Source organism: Intrasporangium sp. Soil_C_50, from assembly GCF_057656595.1.
Map to the genome: position 1 here is coordinate 762,962 of NZ_JBDGKB010000001.1, position 15,765 is coordinate 778,726.

The 15,765-nt window shown below is 72.9% G+C and carries 16 protein-coding genes; 8 read left to right on the forward strand and 8 right to left on the reverse strand.

Annotated features, from left to right (window positions below; translation table 11 throughout):
- Positions 1-10 precede the first annotated feature (10 nt).
- Positions 11-1,189: a molybdopterin-synthase adenylyltransferase MoeB gene (moeB, locus tag AC3A5R_RS03535; RefSeq protein ID WP_487619381.1), complete on the reverse strand. Its 1,179-nt coding sequence runs from the start codon at positions 1,187-1,189 to the stop codon at positions 11-13.
- A gap of 92 nt (positions 1,190-1,281) precedes the next feature.
- Between moeB and AC3A5R_RS03540 the strand changes: the two genes are divergently transcribed.
- The 4 genes from AC3A5R_RS03540 to AC3A5R_RS03555 all read left to right on the forward strand — a co-directional run bounded on the left by AC3A5R_RS03540 (position 1,282) and on the right by AC3A5R_RS03555 (position 3,171).
- A complete protein-coding gene (locus AC3A5R_RS03540; protein WP_323096634.1) occupies positions 1,282-1,956 on the forward strand; it encodes a TetR/AcrR family transcriptional regulator in 675 nt (224 codons plus the stop codon).
- A gap of 67 nt (positions 1,957-2,023) precedes the next feature.
- Positions 2,024-2,248, forward strand: coding sequence for a DUF3107 domain-containing protein (locus AC3A5R_RS03545; RefSeq protein WP_323096633.1), 225 nt, complete (start codon positions 2,024-2,026; stop codon positions 2,246-2,248).
- 126 nt (positions 2,249-2,374) lie between these two features.
- Positions 2,375-2,644, forward strand: a complete 270-nt coding sequence (locus AC3A5R_RS03550) for a GlsB/YeaQ/YmgE family stress response membrane protein (protein WP_323096632.1) — start codon at positions 2,375-2,377, stop codon at positions 2,642-2,644.
- A 257-nt stretch (positions 2,645-2,901) separates the two neighbouring features.
- Positions 2,902-3,171, forward strand: a complete 270-nt coding sequence (locus AC3A5R_RS03555) for a GlsB/YeaQ/YmgE family stress response membrane protein (RefSeq protein WP_487619382.1) — start codon at positions 2,902-2,904, stop codon at positions 3,169-3,171.
- An 81-nt stretch (positions 3,172-3,252) separates the two neighbouring features.
- Here AC3A5R_RS03555 and AC3A5R_RS03560 read toward each other — a convergent pair whose 3' ends face one another.
- On the reverse strand, positions 3,253-3,945 hold the full coding sequence (locus tag AC3A5R_RS03560; protein ID WP_487619383.1) for a ferritin-like fold-containing protein: 693 nt from the start codon (positions 3,943-3,945) through the stop codon (positions 3,253-3,255).
- A gap of 240 nt (positions 3,946-4,185) precedes the next feature.
- On the opposite strand from AC3A5R_RS03560, the gene AC3A5R_RS03565 reads away from it, so the two are divergent.
- From AC3A5R_RS03565 to AC3A5R_RS03580, 4 genes are all read left to right on the forward strand, one after another.
- Positions 4,186-5,946, forward strand: coding sequence for a DEAD/DEAH box helicase (locus AC3A5R_RS03565; RefSeq protein WP_487619384.1), 1,761 nt, complete (start codon positions 4,186-4,188; stop codon positions 5,944-5,946).
- A 195-nt stretch (positions 5,947-6,141) separates the two neighbouring features.
- Complete coding sequence (locus AC3A5R_RS03570; RefSeq protein WP_487619385.1) at positions 6,142-6,402, forward strand: hypothetical protein; 261 nt, start codon at positions 6,142-6,144, stop codon at positions 6,400-6,402.
- Between the two features lie 56 nt (positions 6,403-6,458).
- Positions 6,459-8,279: a glutamine--fructose-6-phosphate transaminase (isomerizing) gene (gene glmS, locus AC3A5R_RS03575; RefSeq protein ID WP_487619386.1), complete on the forward strand. Its 1,821-nt coding sequence runs from the start codon at positions 6,459-6,461 to the stop codon at positions 8,277-8,279.
- Positions 8,280-8,321: 42 nt separating this feature from the next.
- Positions 8,322-8,879, forward strand: coding sequence for a pyridoxamine 5'-phosphate oxidase family protein (locus AC3A5R_RS03580; RefSeq protein ID WP_487619387.1), 558 nt, complete (start codon positions 8,322-8,324; stop codon positions 8,877-8,879).
- Between the two features lie 131 nt (positions 8,880-9,010).
- On the opposite strand, the gene AC3A5R_RS03585 is transcribed toward AC3A5R_RS03580, so the two are convergent.
- The 6 genes from AC3A5R_RS03585 to AC3A5R_RS03610 all read right to left on the reverse strand — a co-directional run bounded on the left by AC3A5R_RS03585 (position 9,011) and on the right by AC3A5R_RS03610 (position 15,732).
- A complete protein-coding gene (locus AC3A5R_RS03585; RefSeq protein WP_487619388.1) occupies positions 9,011-10,063 on the reverse strand; it encodes an NAD(P)-dependent alcohol dehydrogenase in 1,053 nt (350 codons plus the stop codon).
- A 114-nt stretch (positions 10,064-10,177) separates the two neighbouring features.
- Complete coding sequence (locus tag AC3A5R_RS03590) at positions 10,178-10,999, reverse strand: ParA family protein (RefSeq protein WP_487619389.1); 822 nt, start codon at positions 10,997-10,999, stop codon at positions 10,178-10,180.
- Between the two features lie 260 nt (positions 11,000-11,259).
- Complete coding sequence (locus AC3A5R_RS03595) at positions 11,260-11,895, reverse strand: maleylpyruvate isomerase N-terminal domain-containing protein (RefSeq protein WP_487619390.1); 636 nt, start codon at positions 11,893-11,895, stop codon at positions 11,260-11,262.
- Positions 11,896-11,932: 37 nt separating this feature from the next.
- Positions 11,933-12,787 carry a RecB family exonuclease gene (locus AC3A5R_RS03600; RefSeq protein WP_487619391.1) on the reverse strand — a complete coding sequence of 285 codons (855 nt, stop codon included), beginning with the start codon at positions 12,785-12,787 and terminating at the stop codon, positions 11,933-11,935.
- A 123-nt stretch (positions 12,788-12,910) separates the two neighbouring features.
- Positions 12,911-13,987 (reverse strand): NAD(P)H-dependent flavin oxidoreductase, encoded by a 1,077-nt coding sequence (locus tag AC3A5R_RS03605; protein ID WP_487619392.1) that lies wholly within the window; start codon positions 13,985-13,987, stop codon positions 12,911-12,913.
- Positions 13,984-15,732, reverse strand: coding sequence for a class I adenylate-forming enzyme family protein (locus AC3A5R_RS03610; protein ID WP_487619393.1), 1,749 nt, complete (start codon positions 15,730-15,732; stop codon positions 13,984-13,986). Before AC3A5R_RS03610 ends, AC3A5R_RS03605 begins: the two co-directional genes overlap by 4 nt.
- Positions 15,733-15,765: the final 33 nt, after the last annotated feature.

Here is a 15,765-nt window from a genome sequence, read left to right on the forward strand (position 1 = left end):
AAGGCGCGCCTCAGTATTCCGGCTGCGAGGGGTCGATCTCGCGCACGTACGCCACGACGCCACCGGAGACGTTCGCGACGTCGGAGAACCCGGCCCGCAGCGCGAGGCGGGTCGCCTCCGCGGAACGGCCGCCGACCTTGCAGTGGATGAGGACGCGTCGGTCGCGGGGCAGCTGCTCGAACGCCTCACCCGAGCGGAAGAGGTCGAGGTGGATCGGAACGGCCCCGGGGATGGAGGCGATGGCCCGCTCCTCCTCCCCGCGCACGTCGACGAGCAGCGGCGGGGCGTCGGCGCGCAGCTCGTCGGCCATCTGCTGCACCGTGACGGCCGGCAGGGCGTCCTCGTCGTCGTGGGCCGCGCCGGGCACCCCGCAGAACTCCACGTAGTCGATGAGCTCGGTGACCGTCGGCTCGTCGCCGCACACGGGGCACTCCGGGTCGCGGCGCACGGTCAGGGTGTCCCACGTCTGGCGCAGCGCGTCGTGCACGATCATCCGCCCGGTGAGCGGCTCGCCGATGCCGAGGAGCAGCTTGATCGCCTCGGTCGACTGCACCGACCCGACGGCCGCGCACAGCACGCCGAGCACGCCGCCCTCGGCGCAGCTCGGCACCGACCCGGGCGGCGGCGGGTCGGGGAACACGCAGCGGTAGCAGGGGCCGTGCCCGGCCCACCACACCGACACCTGGCCGTCGAAGCGCAGGATCGAGCCCCACACGTGCGGCTTGCCGAGCATGACGCAGGCGTCGTTGACGAGGTAGCGCGTCGGGAAGTTGTCGGTGCCGTCGACGACGAGGTCGTAGCCACCGATGATCTCGAGGGCGTTGGAGGAGTCGAGGGCGACGTCGTGGCGCACCACGGTGACGTGCGGGTTGACCCGGTGCACCGCGGCCTCGGCCGACTGGGTCTTGGGCCGGCCGATGTCGGCGTCGGAGTGGATGACCTGCCGGTGCAGGTTGGTGAGGTCGACGACGTCGGCGTCGACGACGCCGATGGTGCCGACACCGGCCGCGGCGAGGTAGAGCAGCGCGGGCGACCCGAGACCGCCGGCACCGACGACGAGGACCCGCGCGGCGGCGAGCCGCTCCTGACCCTCGAGGCGCACGTCGGGCAGCAGGACGTGCCGGGCGTACCGCGTCGTCTCGGCCTTCGACAGCGGGCGGCCCGTCTTGACCAGCGGATCCGTCGGCATGCCATCACCGTACTGCTCGGTATGGTGAGGAACGACACGGTCGTCTGCGCCCGCGGACGACGAGCACCACACAGAGAGTGCCCCCAGGACGCATGGCAGACGAGACCATCACGCCGGGCCGCGGACAGCGGCTCCCCCGCTCCGAGCGACGCGCCCAGCTGCTCGAGGCGGCACTCGCCGTCTTCGTCGAGAACGGCTACCACGCCGCAGCGATGGACGACATCGCCGCGCGGGCCGGAGTGTCCAAGCCCGTTCTCTACCAGCACTTCCCGGGCAAGCTCGAGCTCTACCTCGCGCTCATCGACCAGCACGCCGGCGAGCTCGAGCAGCTCGTCCGCGACGCGCTCGCCCTCTCCGACAACAAGGCCCGCATCAACACGATGACCCGCGCCTACTTCGACTTCGTCGGCAAGGAGGGTGCGGCCTTCCGCCTCATCTTCGAGTCCGACCTCGCGAACGAGCCGGCCGTGCGGGCCCGCCTCGACCAGATCGACCTCACCTGCGCCGAGGCGATGGCCGAGATCATCAGCAGCGAGACCTCGATGACGCGCGAGGAGGCCGTCCTCGTCGGCGTCGCCTTCGTCGGGCTCGCCCAGACGTCGGCGCGGCACTGGCTCACCCACGAGGCGAGCCTGTCCAAGGAGACGGCCGTGCGCATCACCGGCTCCCTGATCCGCCGCGGCTTCGGCGCCTTCCCGCGGTCCGGGGCGGCTTCCGACGACGCGTCCGGCACGTCGCGGGAATCCGTCGGCAGCACCGCTGGTTAAGGTGGCCACAGGCGCGGGGCCCCGTTCCGCGCACCACCGTAGGACGAACCGAGAAAGCAGGTTTGACGTGGAGGTCCGCATCGGCGTGCAGAACGTGGCACGCGAGATCACCTTCGAGACGACGTTGAGCTCCGACGAGCTCCTGGCTGCCGTCAAGGCCGCCCGCACCAACGGCGACGTCCTCGAGCTGACCGACGACAAGGGCGGGCGCATCCTCGTCCCCGTCTCGTCGCTCGGCTACGTGACGACCGGTGCCGAGCGTCGCAGTGGCGTCGGCTTCGGCGCCTCCTGACCCCGAGCCCGGTCGAGCCGGTCACCGGCCGGGTGGCGCCGACCGGCGCCGTCCGGCTGGTGCCGGACACTGACCGGGTACGTACGAGGTGCGGGCCCCGAGGTCCGGCCCGGAGGAGGAGCCAGCATGACCGCAACCCTCGTCGCGGCCCTCGTCGCGGGGGCCCTCATCGGTCCCCTCGCGCGCGCCGCGCTGCCCGGCCGTCACGACACCAGCGTCACGACGACCGTCGTGCTCGGCGCGTTCGGCGCCCTCGTCGGCGCCTGGATCTACAAGGCCGCCTCGGGCTCGCAGACGTCGGGCATCGACTGGACCTCGTTCCTCATCGGCGCCGTCGTGGCCGCCGCGCTCATCGTGGGCTACGGCATGGTCGCGAGCGACAGCCGGCGCCGCTGACGCCGCCGACGCCGCTGACGCCGCGCCACCACGCCTGTCCCACAGCGCCCCTCGCGACCGGAACGTCCACGTCCGTCGCGGCTGGGCCGTTGCTGATCGACGAACCCCTGATGGGGGTACGTGCCAGTTACGAACAATTCACCGTCACATCCACCACCTCAGACTCATCTGGTGGGAGATTGACAGTGTTGCAACTGGTACCCGCGCACCAGCACGGGACGAAGCCGGCCACCGCAGGTGGCCAGAAAGGCTGAGACATGGTTGGCGCAATCATCGGCGCGATCATCGCCGGACTCATCATCGGAGCCCTGGGCCGACTCATCCTGCCGGGCAAGCAGAACATCTCGATCCTCATGACGATCGTCATCGGCGTCGTCGCCTCCCTCGTCGCGACGTTCATCCTCGGTGCGATCTTCGGCTACTCGAACTCCAACGGCGGCGTCCGCTGGTGGTTCTGGATCGTCGGCGCCGTCCTCGCCGCGATCGGCATCTCCGTGTACGGCCGCGTGAGCAAGCGACCGGTCTGACGCCTCGGACACCCTGCGCGGCGTCCACGACGACGAAGGGCCCGACCGTGCGGTCGGGCCCTTCCGTCATGCCGGGGCGGGTCAGGCCGACAGTCCGAGCCGCTCCATCCGACGCGTGTGCTCGTCGGTGAGCCGGGCGAACATCCGCCCCAGCTCGGCGAGGTCGGCGCCGGGGCGCCCGGGCGCCCCGACGAGGATGCCGGCGAGCGAGTCGCGCTCGACCCCGACGCGCTGCGCCTGGGTGATCGCCTCCCCCACCAGCCTGCGTCCCCACAGCGCGAGGCGTCCGCCGACGCGTGGGTCGGCCGCAATGGCCTCGCGCACGACGGTGACGGCGAAGTCGGCCTGCCCGGTGTCCTCGAGGACCCCGAGCACGAGGGCCTGGGTGTCGGGGTCGACGTACTGGGCGATCTCCCGGTAGAAGTCCTGGGCGATGCCGTCGCCGACGTAGGCCTTGACGACACCCTCGAGCCAGTCCGAGGGCTTGGTGCGCTCGTGGAAGAAGTCGACGGCGGCCACGAACGGCTCCATCGCCTCCTCGGGCGTCACCCCGAGCGCCGCGAGTCGGTCGCTCAGCACCTCGTAGTTGCGCAGCTCGTGCGCCGCCAGCCGCGCGAGCGCCGCACTGTGCCGCAGCGTCGGGGCCAGCTCGGCGTCGCGCGCGAGCTGGCTGAAGGCGCGCAGCTCGCCGTAGGCGAGGACGCCGAGCAGGTCGGTGACCGCTGCGAGGTAGCCGGGGTCGTCGGTGGGCGTCGTCGGGGCCGCATCGCTCATGCCCCCAACCTACCGGCGTGGATTCGGGCGCTCAGCCGTGCTGCCGGTAGACTGTGCCGGACAACTCGGTGCCCGGTCGGCCCGATGGATCGCCCAGATGGTGCTCGCGGACACTCTCCCGCGCACCGGCGGAGCCCGCCACGACGCGGGGATCTGCCCGTCAAGACACTTCCCGATCGGCCCGTCCCGCCACTGAGCTCCCGCGTCCTGCGGGGTGCTCGTGCCGATCGAGAGATGCACATGACCCAGACCAACGAGACCCCGGCCGCCCCCGAGACACCGGCCGAGGTCACCACCGACGCTGCCGCCGCAGCCGCTACCGATGCCGCCACGGAGGCCGCGCAGACCGCGGCCGAGGTGGCCCCCGAGCTGACCTTCGCCGACTTCGACGTCCATCCCGACATCGTCGCCTCGCTCGGCGACGCCGGCATCACGCACCCGTTCCCCATCCAGGCGATGACGCTGCCGGTGGCCCTGTCCGGCCACGACATCATCGGCCAGGCCAAGACCGGCACGGGCAAGACCCTCGGCTTCGGCGTGCCGATCCTCAACCGGGTCGTCGCCCCCGGCGACGACGCCTTCGCGGCGCTGACGCGTCCCGGCAAGCCGCAGGCCCTCGCCGTCGCCCCGACGCGTGAGCTCGCCGTCCAGGTGGCCGGCGACCTCGAGCGCGCCGGGAAGCGGCGCGGCATCCGCGTGCTCACCGTCTACGGCGGTCGCGCGTACGAGCCGCAGATCGAGGCGCTCAGGACCGGCGTCGAGGTAGTCGTCGGCACGCCGGGCCGCCTCATCGACCTGGCCAAGCAGGGCCACCTCGACCTCTCGCAGGCGCGCACCGTCGTGCTCGACGAGGCCGACGAGATGCTCGACCTCGGCTTCCTCCCCGACGTCGAGACCCTCATGGCGCTGACGCCCGCCTCACGCCAGACGATGCTCTTCTCCGCGACCATGCCCGGCGCCATCGTGGCCCTCGCTCGCCGCTACATGTCCCAGCCGACGCACATCCGCGCCATGGGCGACGAGAACGAGAACGCCCACACGGTCAAGGCCGTCGAGCAGTTCGTCTACCGCGCGCACGCCCTCGACAAGGTCGAGATGCTCTCGCGGATGCTCCAGGCCGACGGCCGCGGCCTGACGATCATCTTCAGCCGCACCAAGCGCACCGCCGCGAAGGTCGCCGACGAGCTCGCCGAGCGCGGCTTCGCCGCCGCCGCGATCCACGGCGACCTCGGCCAGGGCGCCCGCGAGCAGGCGCTGCGCGCCTTCCGCAACGGCAAGGTCGACATCCTCGTGGCCACCGACGTCGCGGCCCGCGGCATCGACGTCGAGAACGTCACCCACGTCATCAACTACCAGTGCCCCGAGGACGAGAAGACCTACCTGCACCGCATCGGGCGCACGGCGCGCGCCGGCAACACCGGCGTCGCGGTGACCTTCGTCGACTGGGACGACCTGCACCGTTGGGCGCTCATCAACAAGACGCTCGACCTCGGCATCCCCGAGCCGCAGGAGACCTACTCCAGCTCGGACCACCTCTACTCCGACCTCGACATCCCGACCGACGCCAAGGGCTACCTGCGCAAGTCCGAGCAGACCCGCGCCGGCCTGGCCGCCGAGGAGCTCGAGGACCTCGGCGAGACGGGCAAGCGCCACGGCAAGGGTGCCGGCCCGGGACGGGGCGCCCAGGGTCAGGGCTCCTCGCAGGGTGGCTCCCGTGGTGGGCGCTCCGGCGGCCGTGACGCCTCGGACGAGACGCGTGAGGACGGCGAGAGCCGCCCGCCCCGACAGCGCAACCGACGCCGCACGCGCGGTGGCGGCGCGGCCGCCGCCGGTGCGGCCCCGTCGGCCGAGGGCGAGTCCTCGACCGCGTCGTCGGGCGAGCGGTCCTCCGGGTCCTCCGAGGAGGGCTCGTCGCGTCCGCGTCGCCGTCGTCGCCGCGGCGGTTCGGGCCGGTCCGGCCAGCAGGCCGACAGCGCGCCCGCGACGACCGGCGGCGAGTGACCCGGAAGGCCCCTGCCGACCGCGGTCGGCAGCATCGGCAACCGATGCTCTGAGCAGCAGCCGAGAGGCCGCGCCCCGGAACGGGGCGCGGCCTCTCGGCATGTCCGGACCCGGTAGGCACGCCAACCATTCGCTTCCTGCCCGATTCCGGGCAGATTCTTGGCACTCACCGGCTTCATCGTGCACAGTCGACCCGTGCTCGATCCGGAACTCGTGGCGAGGGTCGCCGACTCGTCCGGCCTGACCCACGGGGAGGCCGCCCGCGTCATCGGCGACGTCCTGGCCCACTACGCCGAGCCGGTCGACGCCTACGTGCGCCGGCGCCACCGCGAGCTGCAGACCTACGGCGTCCGCAACGACGAGGCGTTCCGGACCGTCGCGGCCGAGCTGCGGGGCCGCCTCGTCGCGGCCCCCGAGCTGTCCGAGCGGCAGCTGCGCCGCATCGTCTACGGCTGACCCGCCAGGTCGCCCCTCCCCCCACAACGCCATCCGTCCTCACCCAAGGAGAAACCATGTGCGGAATCGTCGGCTACGTCGGTCGCCAGCCGGCCGCCCCGGTCCTCGTCGAGGGCCTGACCCGACTGGAGTACCGCGGCTACGACTCCGCCGGCCTCAGCGTCGCCGGCCCGAACGGCCAGACCGTCGTGCGCCGCGTCGGGCGGGTCCGTGAGCTCGAGGCCGCGCTGCCGCGACGCCTGCCCGGCACCATCGGCATCGGCCACACCCGGTGGGCCACGCACGGGCCCGCCACCGAGGCCAACGCCCACCCGCACACGAGCGAGGACGGCCGCGTCTCCGTCGTGCACAACGGCATCATCGACAACGCCGCCGCCCTGCGCGAGCGGCTCGAGGGCGAGGGCGTCACGTTCACCTCCGACACCGACACCGAGGTGCTGGCCCACCTCGTCGCGCGCTCGCCCGCCGTCGACCTCGAGGCCCGCGTGCTCGATGCGCTCGACCACGTCGTCGGCACCTACGCGGTCGCCGTCCTCGACTCCGCGGCGCCCGATCGACTCGTCGTGGCCCGCAACGGCTCGCCGCTCATCCTCGGCGTGGGCGACAAGGAGATGTTCGTCGCCTCCGACGTGGCCGCGCTCGTGCGGCACACGTCCTCGGTCGTGCACCTCGAGGACGGCGAGCTCGCCGTCGTCACCGCCCGCGACTACCGCACCTTCACCCGGGAGACCCACGACACCGGTCGGGTGCCCACGACGATCGAGGTCGCCGACGAGGACGTCGAGCTCGGCGACCACGGCCACTACATGGCCAAGGAGATCGCCGAGCAGCCCGAGACCGTCGCCCGGATGCTCCGTGGGCGCCTCGACGCGCGGTTCGGCACGGCCAGGCTCGACGGGCTCAACCTCACCCCGCGCGAGCTGCGGGCGTTCCGACGCGTCAAGATCCTCGGCTGCGGGTCGGCCTACTACGTCGGCGAGCTCGGCGCCCTGCTCATCGAGGAGCTGGCCCGCATCCCCGCTCACGCCGAGGCGGCGAGCGAGTTCCGCTACCGCAACCCGATCATCGAGCCCGACACGCTCTACGTCGCCGTGAGCCAGTCCGGCGAGACCGCCGACACGGCGTTCGCGGTGCGCGAGATCAAGCGCAAGGGCGGCCAGGTCGTCGGCCTCGTCAACGTCGTCGGCTCGACGATCGCCCGCGAGTGCGACGGCGGGATCTACCTGCACGCGGGCCCCGAGATCGCGGTCGCCTCGACCAAGGCCCTGACCCACATGGGTGTCGGGTTCGCCCTGCTCGCCCTGCTGCTCGGCCGGGTGCGCGACCTGTCGGTGGCCGACGGGCAGCGCATCATCGCCGGCCTCGAGCGACTTCCCGCCGACATCGCGGCGGTGCTCGAGCAGGAGGACGCCATCGCGGGGATCGCGCGCGAGCTGGCCGGTGCCGAGAGCCTCTTCTTCATCGGCCGGGTCCGCGGGTTCCCGGTCGCGCGCGAGGGCGCCCAGAAGTTCAAGGAGGTCTCCTACCGGCACGCCGAGGCCTACCAGACGAGCGAGCTCAAGCACGGCCCGCTCGCGCTCATCGAGGCGGCGCGCCCGACCGTCGCGGTCATCCCCGACGACGAGCTGACCGACCGCAACCTCGCCGCGGCCGAGCAGGTCATGGCGCGCGGTGGCCGGATCGTCGCGGTGACCCACCCCGGGGTGCGGCTCGGTGCGCTGGACGCGCGGCGGATCGTCGTGCCGCGCAACGAGACCGAGCTCGACCCGATCCTGCTCATGGTCCCGATGCAGCTGCTGGCCCTCCACGCCGCGAGATCCCTGGGCCTCGACATCGACAAGCCTCGTAACCTTGCCAAGTCGGTCACCGTCGAGTGACCGGCGAGAGACGGCCGCCGACGGTCGATTGAGGAGCCCACGATGAAGCTGCACGCGTCGATCGACGGGAGGCTGCGTGCGTTCATCGAGGCGCAGCGGATGTTCTTCGTGGCGACGGCGCCCCTCGCCGCCGACGGGCACGTCAACGTCTCGCCGAAGGGCCTCGACGGCACGTTCCTCGTCGTCGACGATCACACCGTCGCCTACCTCGACCTCACCGGCAGCGGCGCCGAGACGGCCGCGCACCTGCGCGAGAACGGCCGGATCACGCTGATGTTCTGCGCCTTCGAGGGCCCGCCGAACATCGTCCGTCTGCACGGTCGTGGCCGGCACCTGCGCCCGGGCGACGAGGGCTTCGACGCGTGGGCCGCGCGCTTCGTCGGCGACCTGCCCGGCATCCGGGGCGTGGTCGTCGTCGACGTCGAGCGGGTCTCGGACTCCTGTGGGTTCGCCGTGCCGCTCTACGAGTTCACCGAGCAACGCGACCTGCTCACCTCATGGGCCGGCCGGCGCGGGCCAGCGAGCCTGGCCGCCTACCGGACCGAGAAGAACGCGACGTCGATCGACGGGCTGCCCGCTCTCGACCCCGAGGCCACCTGACGCATCGACCCACCTGACGCGTCGACCCGCCTGACGCGTCGGTGCCCGGACGCGACGGAGGGCCGGCACCGGGTCGCGGTGCCGGCCCTCCGCGTCCGGGCCGTGGGAGCAGACGGCCGCGGACGCCCGCGTCAGGACTGCGGGGTGATCGTGGCCGTGTCGATGACGAAGCGGTAGCGCACGTCGCCGGCGACGACGCGCTCATAGGCGGCGTCGACGTCGTCGGCCGAGATCGTCTCGATGCTCGCGCCGATGCCGTGCTCGGCGCAGAAGGCCAGCATCTCGGCCGTGGCGGGGATGCCACCGATGGTCGAGCCGGCGACGACGCGGCTGCCGCCGACGACGGCGCCCGGCGCGAAGTCGTAGTTGCCCGGAGGCAGTCCGACGTTGGCGATGACGCCGAGCGGACGCAGCAGGCCGATGTAGGTCTGCATCGGCAGGTCGGCGCTCACGGTGTTGATGATGAGGTCGAAGGAACCCTTGAGGTCCTTGAGGACACCCTCGTCACCGGTCGCGTGGTAGCTGGAGGCGCCCAGTGCGAGGCCGTCCTCCTTCTTGGCGTCGGTGCGGCTCAGCACGCTGACCTCGGCGCCCAGGGCTGCGGCGAGCTTGACGGCCATGTGGCCGAGCCCGCCGAGACCGATGACGGCGACCTTCTTGCCGGGGCCGGCGCCCCACCGCTTGAGCGGCGACCACACGGTGATACCGGCGCAGAGGAGCGGCGCGGCGACGTCGAGCTCGATGCCGTCGGGGATCCCGACGGCGAAGCGCTCCGACACGACGACCTGCTGGGCGTAGCCGCCCTTGGTCTTCTCGCCGTCGTAGCCCGTGCCGTTGTAGGTCATGACGGCGCCCTGGGTGCAGAACTGCTCCTCGCCGTTCTTGCAGAACTCGCACTCGCCGCACGAGTCGACCATGCAGCCGACGCCGACGCGGTCGCCGACCTTGTAGCGGGTGACGCCGTCGCCGACGGCGGAGACGACGCCGGCGATCTCGTGCCCCGGGACCATGGGGAAGATCGCGCTGCCCCACTCCTCCCGGACCTGGTGGATGTCGCTGTGGCAGATGCCGGCGAACTTGATGTCGATGAGGACGTCGTCGTCACGCAGGTCACGGTGCTCGACGGTCCGGGCCTCGAAGGCGGCTCCGGCGCTCGGCGCGACCAGTGCGGGCGTGGAAATCACAGGGGTTTCTCCTTCACAGGGGTTGGCGACGCTCTCAGGTGCAGCGTCACCCGTCCCCCGAAACATTCCCGCCGGCGCGGATCCACGAACCGCGACGGGTCCACGTGGGTCCCGTCAGAGGCGCGGCAGGAGCGAGGCCGCGACGTCGCGGTAGGCCTGCGCGCCGCGCGACGTGCGGGCCGTCGACAGGATCGAGCGGCCGACCGCCGGCGCCTCCGCGAAGCGGACCGTCTTGGGGATCGGCGGGTCGAGCACCGGCAGGTCGTAGCGCTCCCCCACGTCGGCGAGCACCTCGCGCGCGTGGTTGCTGCGGCCGTCGAAGAGCGTGGGCAGGATGCCCCACACCTGCAGCTCGCGGTTGAGGATGCGCTGCACGTCGGCGACGGTGTCGAGCAGCTGCCCCACGCCGCGGTGGCTCAGCATCTCGCACGGCATCGGGATGACGAGGCCGTCGGCGGCGGTGAGCGCGTTGAGGGTCAGCACACCGAGGCTCGGAGAGCAGTCGAGCAGGACGACGTCGTACGGCGTCGGGAGGTCCTCGAGGACCGTGCGCAGCACGTACTCGCGGCCCGGGCGCGGCATGAGGGCAGCCTCCGCTCCGGCGAGGTCGATCGTCGAGGGCACGAGGTCGACGCCCTCCTCGCACGCCACGACGACGTCCGCCAGCGGCGTGCCACCGGTCAGGACGTCGTGGACCGACTTCTCGACGGTGTCGGGGTCGACGCCGAGGGAGAACGTGAGGCAGGCCTGCGGGTCGAGGTCGACGAGCAGGACGCGTCTGCCGTGCTCGGCGAAGGCTGCGCCCAGGCTCGCCACCGAGGTGGTCTTGGCGACGCCGCCCTTCTGGTTGGCGACGGCGAGCACGGTCGGGCGTTCCGCCGACTGCGGGCGGGGGGTCGGTGCGGTGCTGGCGTCCTGGCGGGAACGGGCGGCCATGGCCGTCAGTGTGTCAGGTCGAGGGCTCGGTGGGCCGAGATCGTCCGCGGGCGCGCCCGAGCGTGACGCAGCCGACACGGCAGCGCCGGTCCGCGTCGCGGCCGCTGACGTCGGCCCCGACCGCAACGAGCGTCCACCTGGCGCGTTGCCGCGTCAGCTGCCGCCCGCCGACCACGACAAGCGACCACGTGGCGCGCCACCGCGTCGGAACCCGCCCACCGGGCGCGACAAGCGACCACATGGCGCTTTGCCGCGCGTCGTCAGAACGCGGAGATCGTCCGAGGGGCACGCTCGGAGCGTGACAGCGCCGACACGACCGCGCCCTGGCCGTGCTTCTCGGCGGCGAGGTGGGTGAGCAGCCGTAGGACCGGGTCGAGCACCGCAGCCGGCAGCACCGGGGACGTGAAGCCGACACTGGCGGCGACGTCCTCGCCGTGGACGACGACCTCCATCATCCGACCGGTGAGGAAGTCGTCGCGCGCGAGCGACCAGTCGTTCCAGGGGATGAGGACGGCGCGGTCGGCCGGTTGGGCGGCGAGGAGGCCGGGCAGGGCGGCCCGGGCGGCGACGACGCCCGCGACGACCTCGTCCGGGCCGGCAGCCGCCTTCTCGTCGCCCGCGGCCCGGATGGACACGTTGACGTCGTCGTCGAGGCCGGCGGCGGCCCACGCCGAGCGGCGGTAGTGCTCCTCGAGCGGGATCGGGTGGTGGTGCGGCGGGGCCGACAGGAGGGTGACCGCCGTGGCCGGCTGGGCGGCGAGGTGGGCGACGAGGCCGCCGACGGTCCACTCGGGCAGGGCACTCGGGCGCTCCCACGCCTCGGCGACGTCGCCGCGCGACACGACGGCGAGCACGTGGTCGGTGGCGGCGAGGAACGCCTCACGCAGGTCGGTCACGACAGGTCTCCTCGGGGGGTCTGCTGGTCTGGGGCGATCAGACGTCGTCGCGCTCGAGGCCGGCCCAGTCGGACTTCTCGGGCCCCTGCTGCTGGCCCTCGGGGCAGTGCGCCCGGAAGTCGCACCACGAGCACAACGGCGAGGTGCGCGGCGCGAACCGGGTGGACTCGACGCCGACGTCCTTGAAGTCGGCGTCGGCGCGGCGCAGGTCGGAGGCGATGGACTCGGCCTCGGCCACCTTGCGGGCCAGCGACTCCTCGGTGTGCACGTGGCTCGCGACGGTGCCGCTCGGCAGGTGGTGCAGCTCGACCCGCAGGCACGGTCTGCGGAACATCCGCGCCACCGCGACGGCGTAGAGCGCGAGCGGCAGCGAGGTGCGCGCGTCGTCGTCGGTGGGCACCTGCCGCCCGGTCTTGTAGTCGACGACGACGAGCTCGCCGTCGCGGTCGTCGAGGCGGTCGATGCGCCCGGTGACGGCGATCTCGTCGGTCTTGAGCGACACGCTGCGCTCGATGCCGACCGGCTGGTTGTCGCGGTCGCTGTGACGCAGGTACTCGGTGACGAGGTCACGCACGCGCAGGCGCCAGGCCATCGACTGCTCGGGGTCGCGGAAGCCGACGTCGATCCACGACGAGCGGACGAGCTCGGCGACCCCGGTGGGGGTGCGCTGCGACACCGGGAGGTCCCAGAAGTCGCGCAGGACGTTGTGCGTCGCGATGCCCACCGACGTGTGCGCGCGCTGAGGCCGGGCCTGCGGACGCGGGCGGTCGAGGTACTGCATCCGGTAGCGGCGCGGGCAGTCGAGCCAGGCGAGCAGCTTGGACGGCGAGCCGGTGTAGAGGGGCGTCGGCATGCCGGCGAAGGTCGTCTGCTCTGCCGGTCCCGTCGTCACGCCGACACCCTACGACCCTCCGCGGACACCCCGCCCGACGACATCCCCAGCCCCACCACCCCAGACCGTCGAGTGGGCACCTTCTCCGCCGAGCTCCCCCGGTCGAGTGGCGTCCGCGGGGGCTCAGTCGCGGTGCGCGACAGGGGCGAGACGAGCGAGCCGGTCTGCCGCGGTGTGGAACTCGATCTCCAGGGCGTCGACGACCTCGGCCACGGACGCGATGCCGGTGATCGCGCCGAGCCCCTGCCCCGCCGCCCACAGCTCCGACCACCGCTTCGGCTGTGGCTGGGCGACGTCGTAGGTCCGGTCGCCGGTGAAGACGAGGTGCTCGGGGTCGAGACCGTGCGCCTCGAGGCTCGGACGCAGCCACGACGCCGGAGCACCGGTGACGCCGTCGCTGACGACGAGGTCGCTGCTCGCGGACTCGACGACCATGCGCTTGTAGTCCTCCGCGGCCCGGCTCTCGCGCGTGGCGAGGAACCGCGTGCCCATGTAGACGAGGTCGGCCCCGGCCGCGACGGCCCCCGCGACGCCGAACCCGTCGGCGACCCCACCGCCCACGACGACGAGGCCGTCGAAGAAGGCGCGCACCGCCGACACGAACGCGAACGGCGACAGGTGGCCGGTGTGGCCGCCGGCACCCGCGCTGATGCACGCGAGCCCGTCGACCCCGGCGTCGACCGCCTTGTGCGCGAGCCGCAGGTCGACGACGTCGCCGATGACGACCCCGCCGTAGCCGTGCACGGCCTCGACGACCGGCGTGGGCGAACCGAGCGCCGTGATGACGACCGGAGGCCGGTGCCGCACGACGTGCTCGAGGTCGGCAGGCAGGCGCGCGTTGCTCCGGTGCGTCACGAGGTTGACGGCCCAGGGCGCGTCGCCGACACCGGCGGCAACCTGCGCGAGCCAGCCGTCGAGCTCCTCGGCGGTGCGGCAGTTCTGCGTCGGGAACGCCCCGAGGATCCCGGCCCGTGCGGCCGCGACGACGAGCTCGGGCCCCGACACGAGGAACATCGGCGCCGCCACGACCGGCACCCGCAGCCCTGCGGCCAGCGTCCGCGCCCGGTGGATCCCGCCGGACGCATCGGGCACGCCGCTCACGCCGGACGCGTCGACCACTCCGGACGCGTCGGGCACGTCGCTCACGCCGGACGCGTCGACCCCGCCTGACGCGTCCGCCCCGGCTGACGCGTCGGTCACGGGACGTTCTCGCGCACGTCGGGGGCGTCGGGGTGGCGCAGCATCCGCTTGAGCACCTTGCCGACGGGGTTGCGCGGCAGCGCGTCGCGCACCTCGAGGCGCTCGGGCAGCTTGAACGAGGCGACCTGCTGGTCGCGCAGCCACGCGACGAGCTCCTCGAGCGTCAGGCTCTGCCCCTCGCGCAGGACGACCACGGCCGCCACGCGCTCGCCGAGCGCGTCGTCGGGGTCGCCGATGACAGCGACGTCGGCGACGGCCGGGTGGGCCGCGACGAGCCCCTCGATCTCGGCCGGGGCGATGTTCATGCCGCCGCGGATCACCTGGTCGCGGGCCCGGTCGAGGTAGCGCAGGAACTGGCCCTGCTCGCCGGCGATCTCGAACAGGTCGCCGGTGCGCAGGTAGCCCTGCTCGTCGAAGGGGCTCGGCAGCTGGTCGCCGCCGAGGTAGCCGGCGAAGACGGTCGGCCCGCTGATGCGCAGCTCGCCGGCACGGCCGGCCTCAGTGACCTCCTCGCCGGTGACGATGTCGACGAGGCGGGTGCGCATCCACTCCCCGGCGCTCGTGGACCACGTGACGCCGGGGGCGCCGAACCGGGGGAAGAACTGGGCGCGGTCGTCGGGGTCGGGGAAGTCCTCGGGGCTCGAGAGCAGCCCGATGCCCTCGTTGGAGCCGAAGAAGTTGATGACGCTGATGCCGCGCTCCTGCCAGCCGCGCACCATCGCCGGCTGCAGCGGGGCCGATCCCGACCCGATGCGGGTCAGGCTCGAGGTGTCGAGGGCAGCGAGCAGCTCGGGGTTGCCGAGGAGCATCCAGAGCAGGGCCGGCGGGGCGCACGTGTACGTCGCGTGCTCGGTGGCCACCTGCCGCAGGAAGGTCGGCAGGTCGAAGGGGTGGTGCTGCACGAGGACGCAGCCGCTGAGCAGCCAGGGCAGGAACATCCCGCTGATGCCGGCCATGTTGACCATCGGGAACGGGTTGAGCAGGACGTCCTCGACGGCGACCCGCGGCGCCTCGGTGGTGGCCACGCCGACCGCGAGCCAGTCCATGTGGCAGCGCGGGACGCCCTTCGGCTCGCTCTCGGTGCCGGAGGTCCAGCAGATCGTCACGGCGTCGTTGGGGTCGCCCTGGTCGGCGATGACGTGTTCGGCCACCGCGGCGCGGTCCTGCTCCGAGGCGGGGGCCGGGTTCCAGACGACGACGCCCTCGGGGACGTCGGCGGTGGCGGCCGTGTCGGCCGGGGGCCCGAAGGCCACGACCGTCCGTACCGAGTCGACGCCGGCCAGCGCGTGCGCGGCCTCGGCCGCGAGCGCGTGCTCACCGACGCGTCCGGTCGTGACGAACGCGACCGGCCCGGCCTGGCGCGCCGCGCCGGCCACCTCGCGCTCGCGCAGCTGGACCGGCAGTGGCGACACGACGACGCCAAGGGTCCACGCCGCGAGGTAGACCTCGACGAGCTCGACGGTGTTGGGCAGCTGGACGCCGAGCACGTCGCCGCGGCGCAGGCCGAGCTCGAGCAGTCGGGCCGCGAGCCACGTCACCTCGGCGTCGAGCTCGGTCCAGGTGAGGCGCCGCGGGGCCGAGCCCGTCAGTGCCTCACGGTTGGCGGGGTCGACGACGGCGAGCGCGTCGCCCCGTTCGGCGACGCGTTGCCGGAAGAGCCCGTCGAGGGTGTCGTCGGTCCACCAGCCGCGCGCCCGGTAGTCGGCGACCTTGTCGGCCGGGTGCAGTCCTCGTGCGATCGCCATCGGGTGGGCTCCTGTCGGGTCGGAGGGCTCGGT

Bases quoted from the DNA above. Each gene is read 5' to 3' on its own strand.
- AC3A5R_RS03610 (WP_487619393.1), bottom strand. From the start codon at position 15,732: ATGGCGATCGCACGAGGACTGCACCCGGCCGACAAGGTCGCCGACTAC.
- AC3A5R_RS03540 (WP_323096634.1), top strand. From the start codon at position 1,282: ATGGCAGACGAGACCATCACGCCGGGCCGCGGACAGCGGCTCCCCCGC.
- AC3A5R_RS03550 (WP_323096632.1), top strand. From the start codon at position 2,375: ATGACCGCAACCCTCGTCGCGGCCCTCGTCGCGGGGGCCCTCATCGGT.
- AC3A5R_RS03555 (WP_487619382.1), top strand. From the start codon at position 2,902: ATGGTTGGCGCAATCATCGGCGCGATCATCGCCGGACTCATCATCGGA.
- AC3A5R_RS03565 (WP_487619384.1), top strand. From the start codon at position 4,186: ATGACCCAGACCAACGAGACCCCGGCCGCCCCCGAGACACCGGCCGAG.
- glmS (WP_487619386.1), top strand. From the start codon at position 6,459: ATGTGCGGAATCGTCGGCTACGTCGGTCGCCAGCCGGCCGCCCCGGTC.
- AC3A5R_RS03560 (WP_487619383.1), bottom strand. From the start codon at position 3,945: ATGAGCGATGCGGCCCCGACGACGCCCACCGACGACCCCGGCTACCTC.
- AC3A5R_RS03590 (WP_487619389.1), bottom strand. From the start codon at position 10,999: ATGGCCGCCCGTTCCCGCCAGGACGCCAGCACCGCACCGACCCCCCGC.
- moeB (WP_487619381.1), bottom strand. From the start codon at position 1,189: ATGCCGACGGATCCGCTGGTCAAGACGGGCCGCCCGCTGTCGAAGGCC.
- AC3A5R_RS03580 (WP_487619387.1), top strand. From the start codon at position 8,322: ATGAAGCTGCACGCGTCGATCGACGGGAGGCTGCGTGCGTTCATCGAG.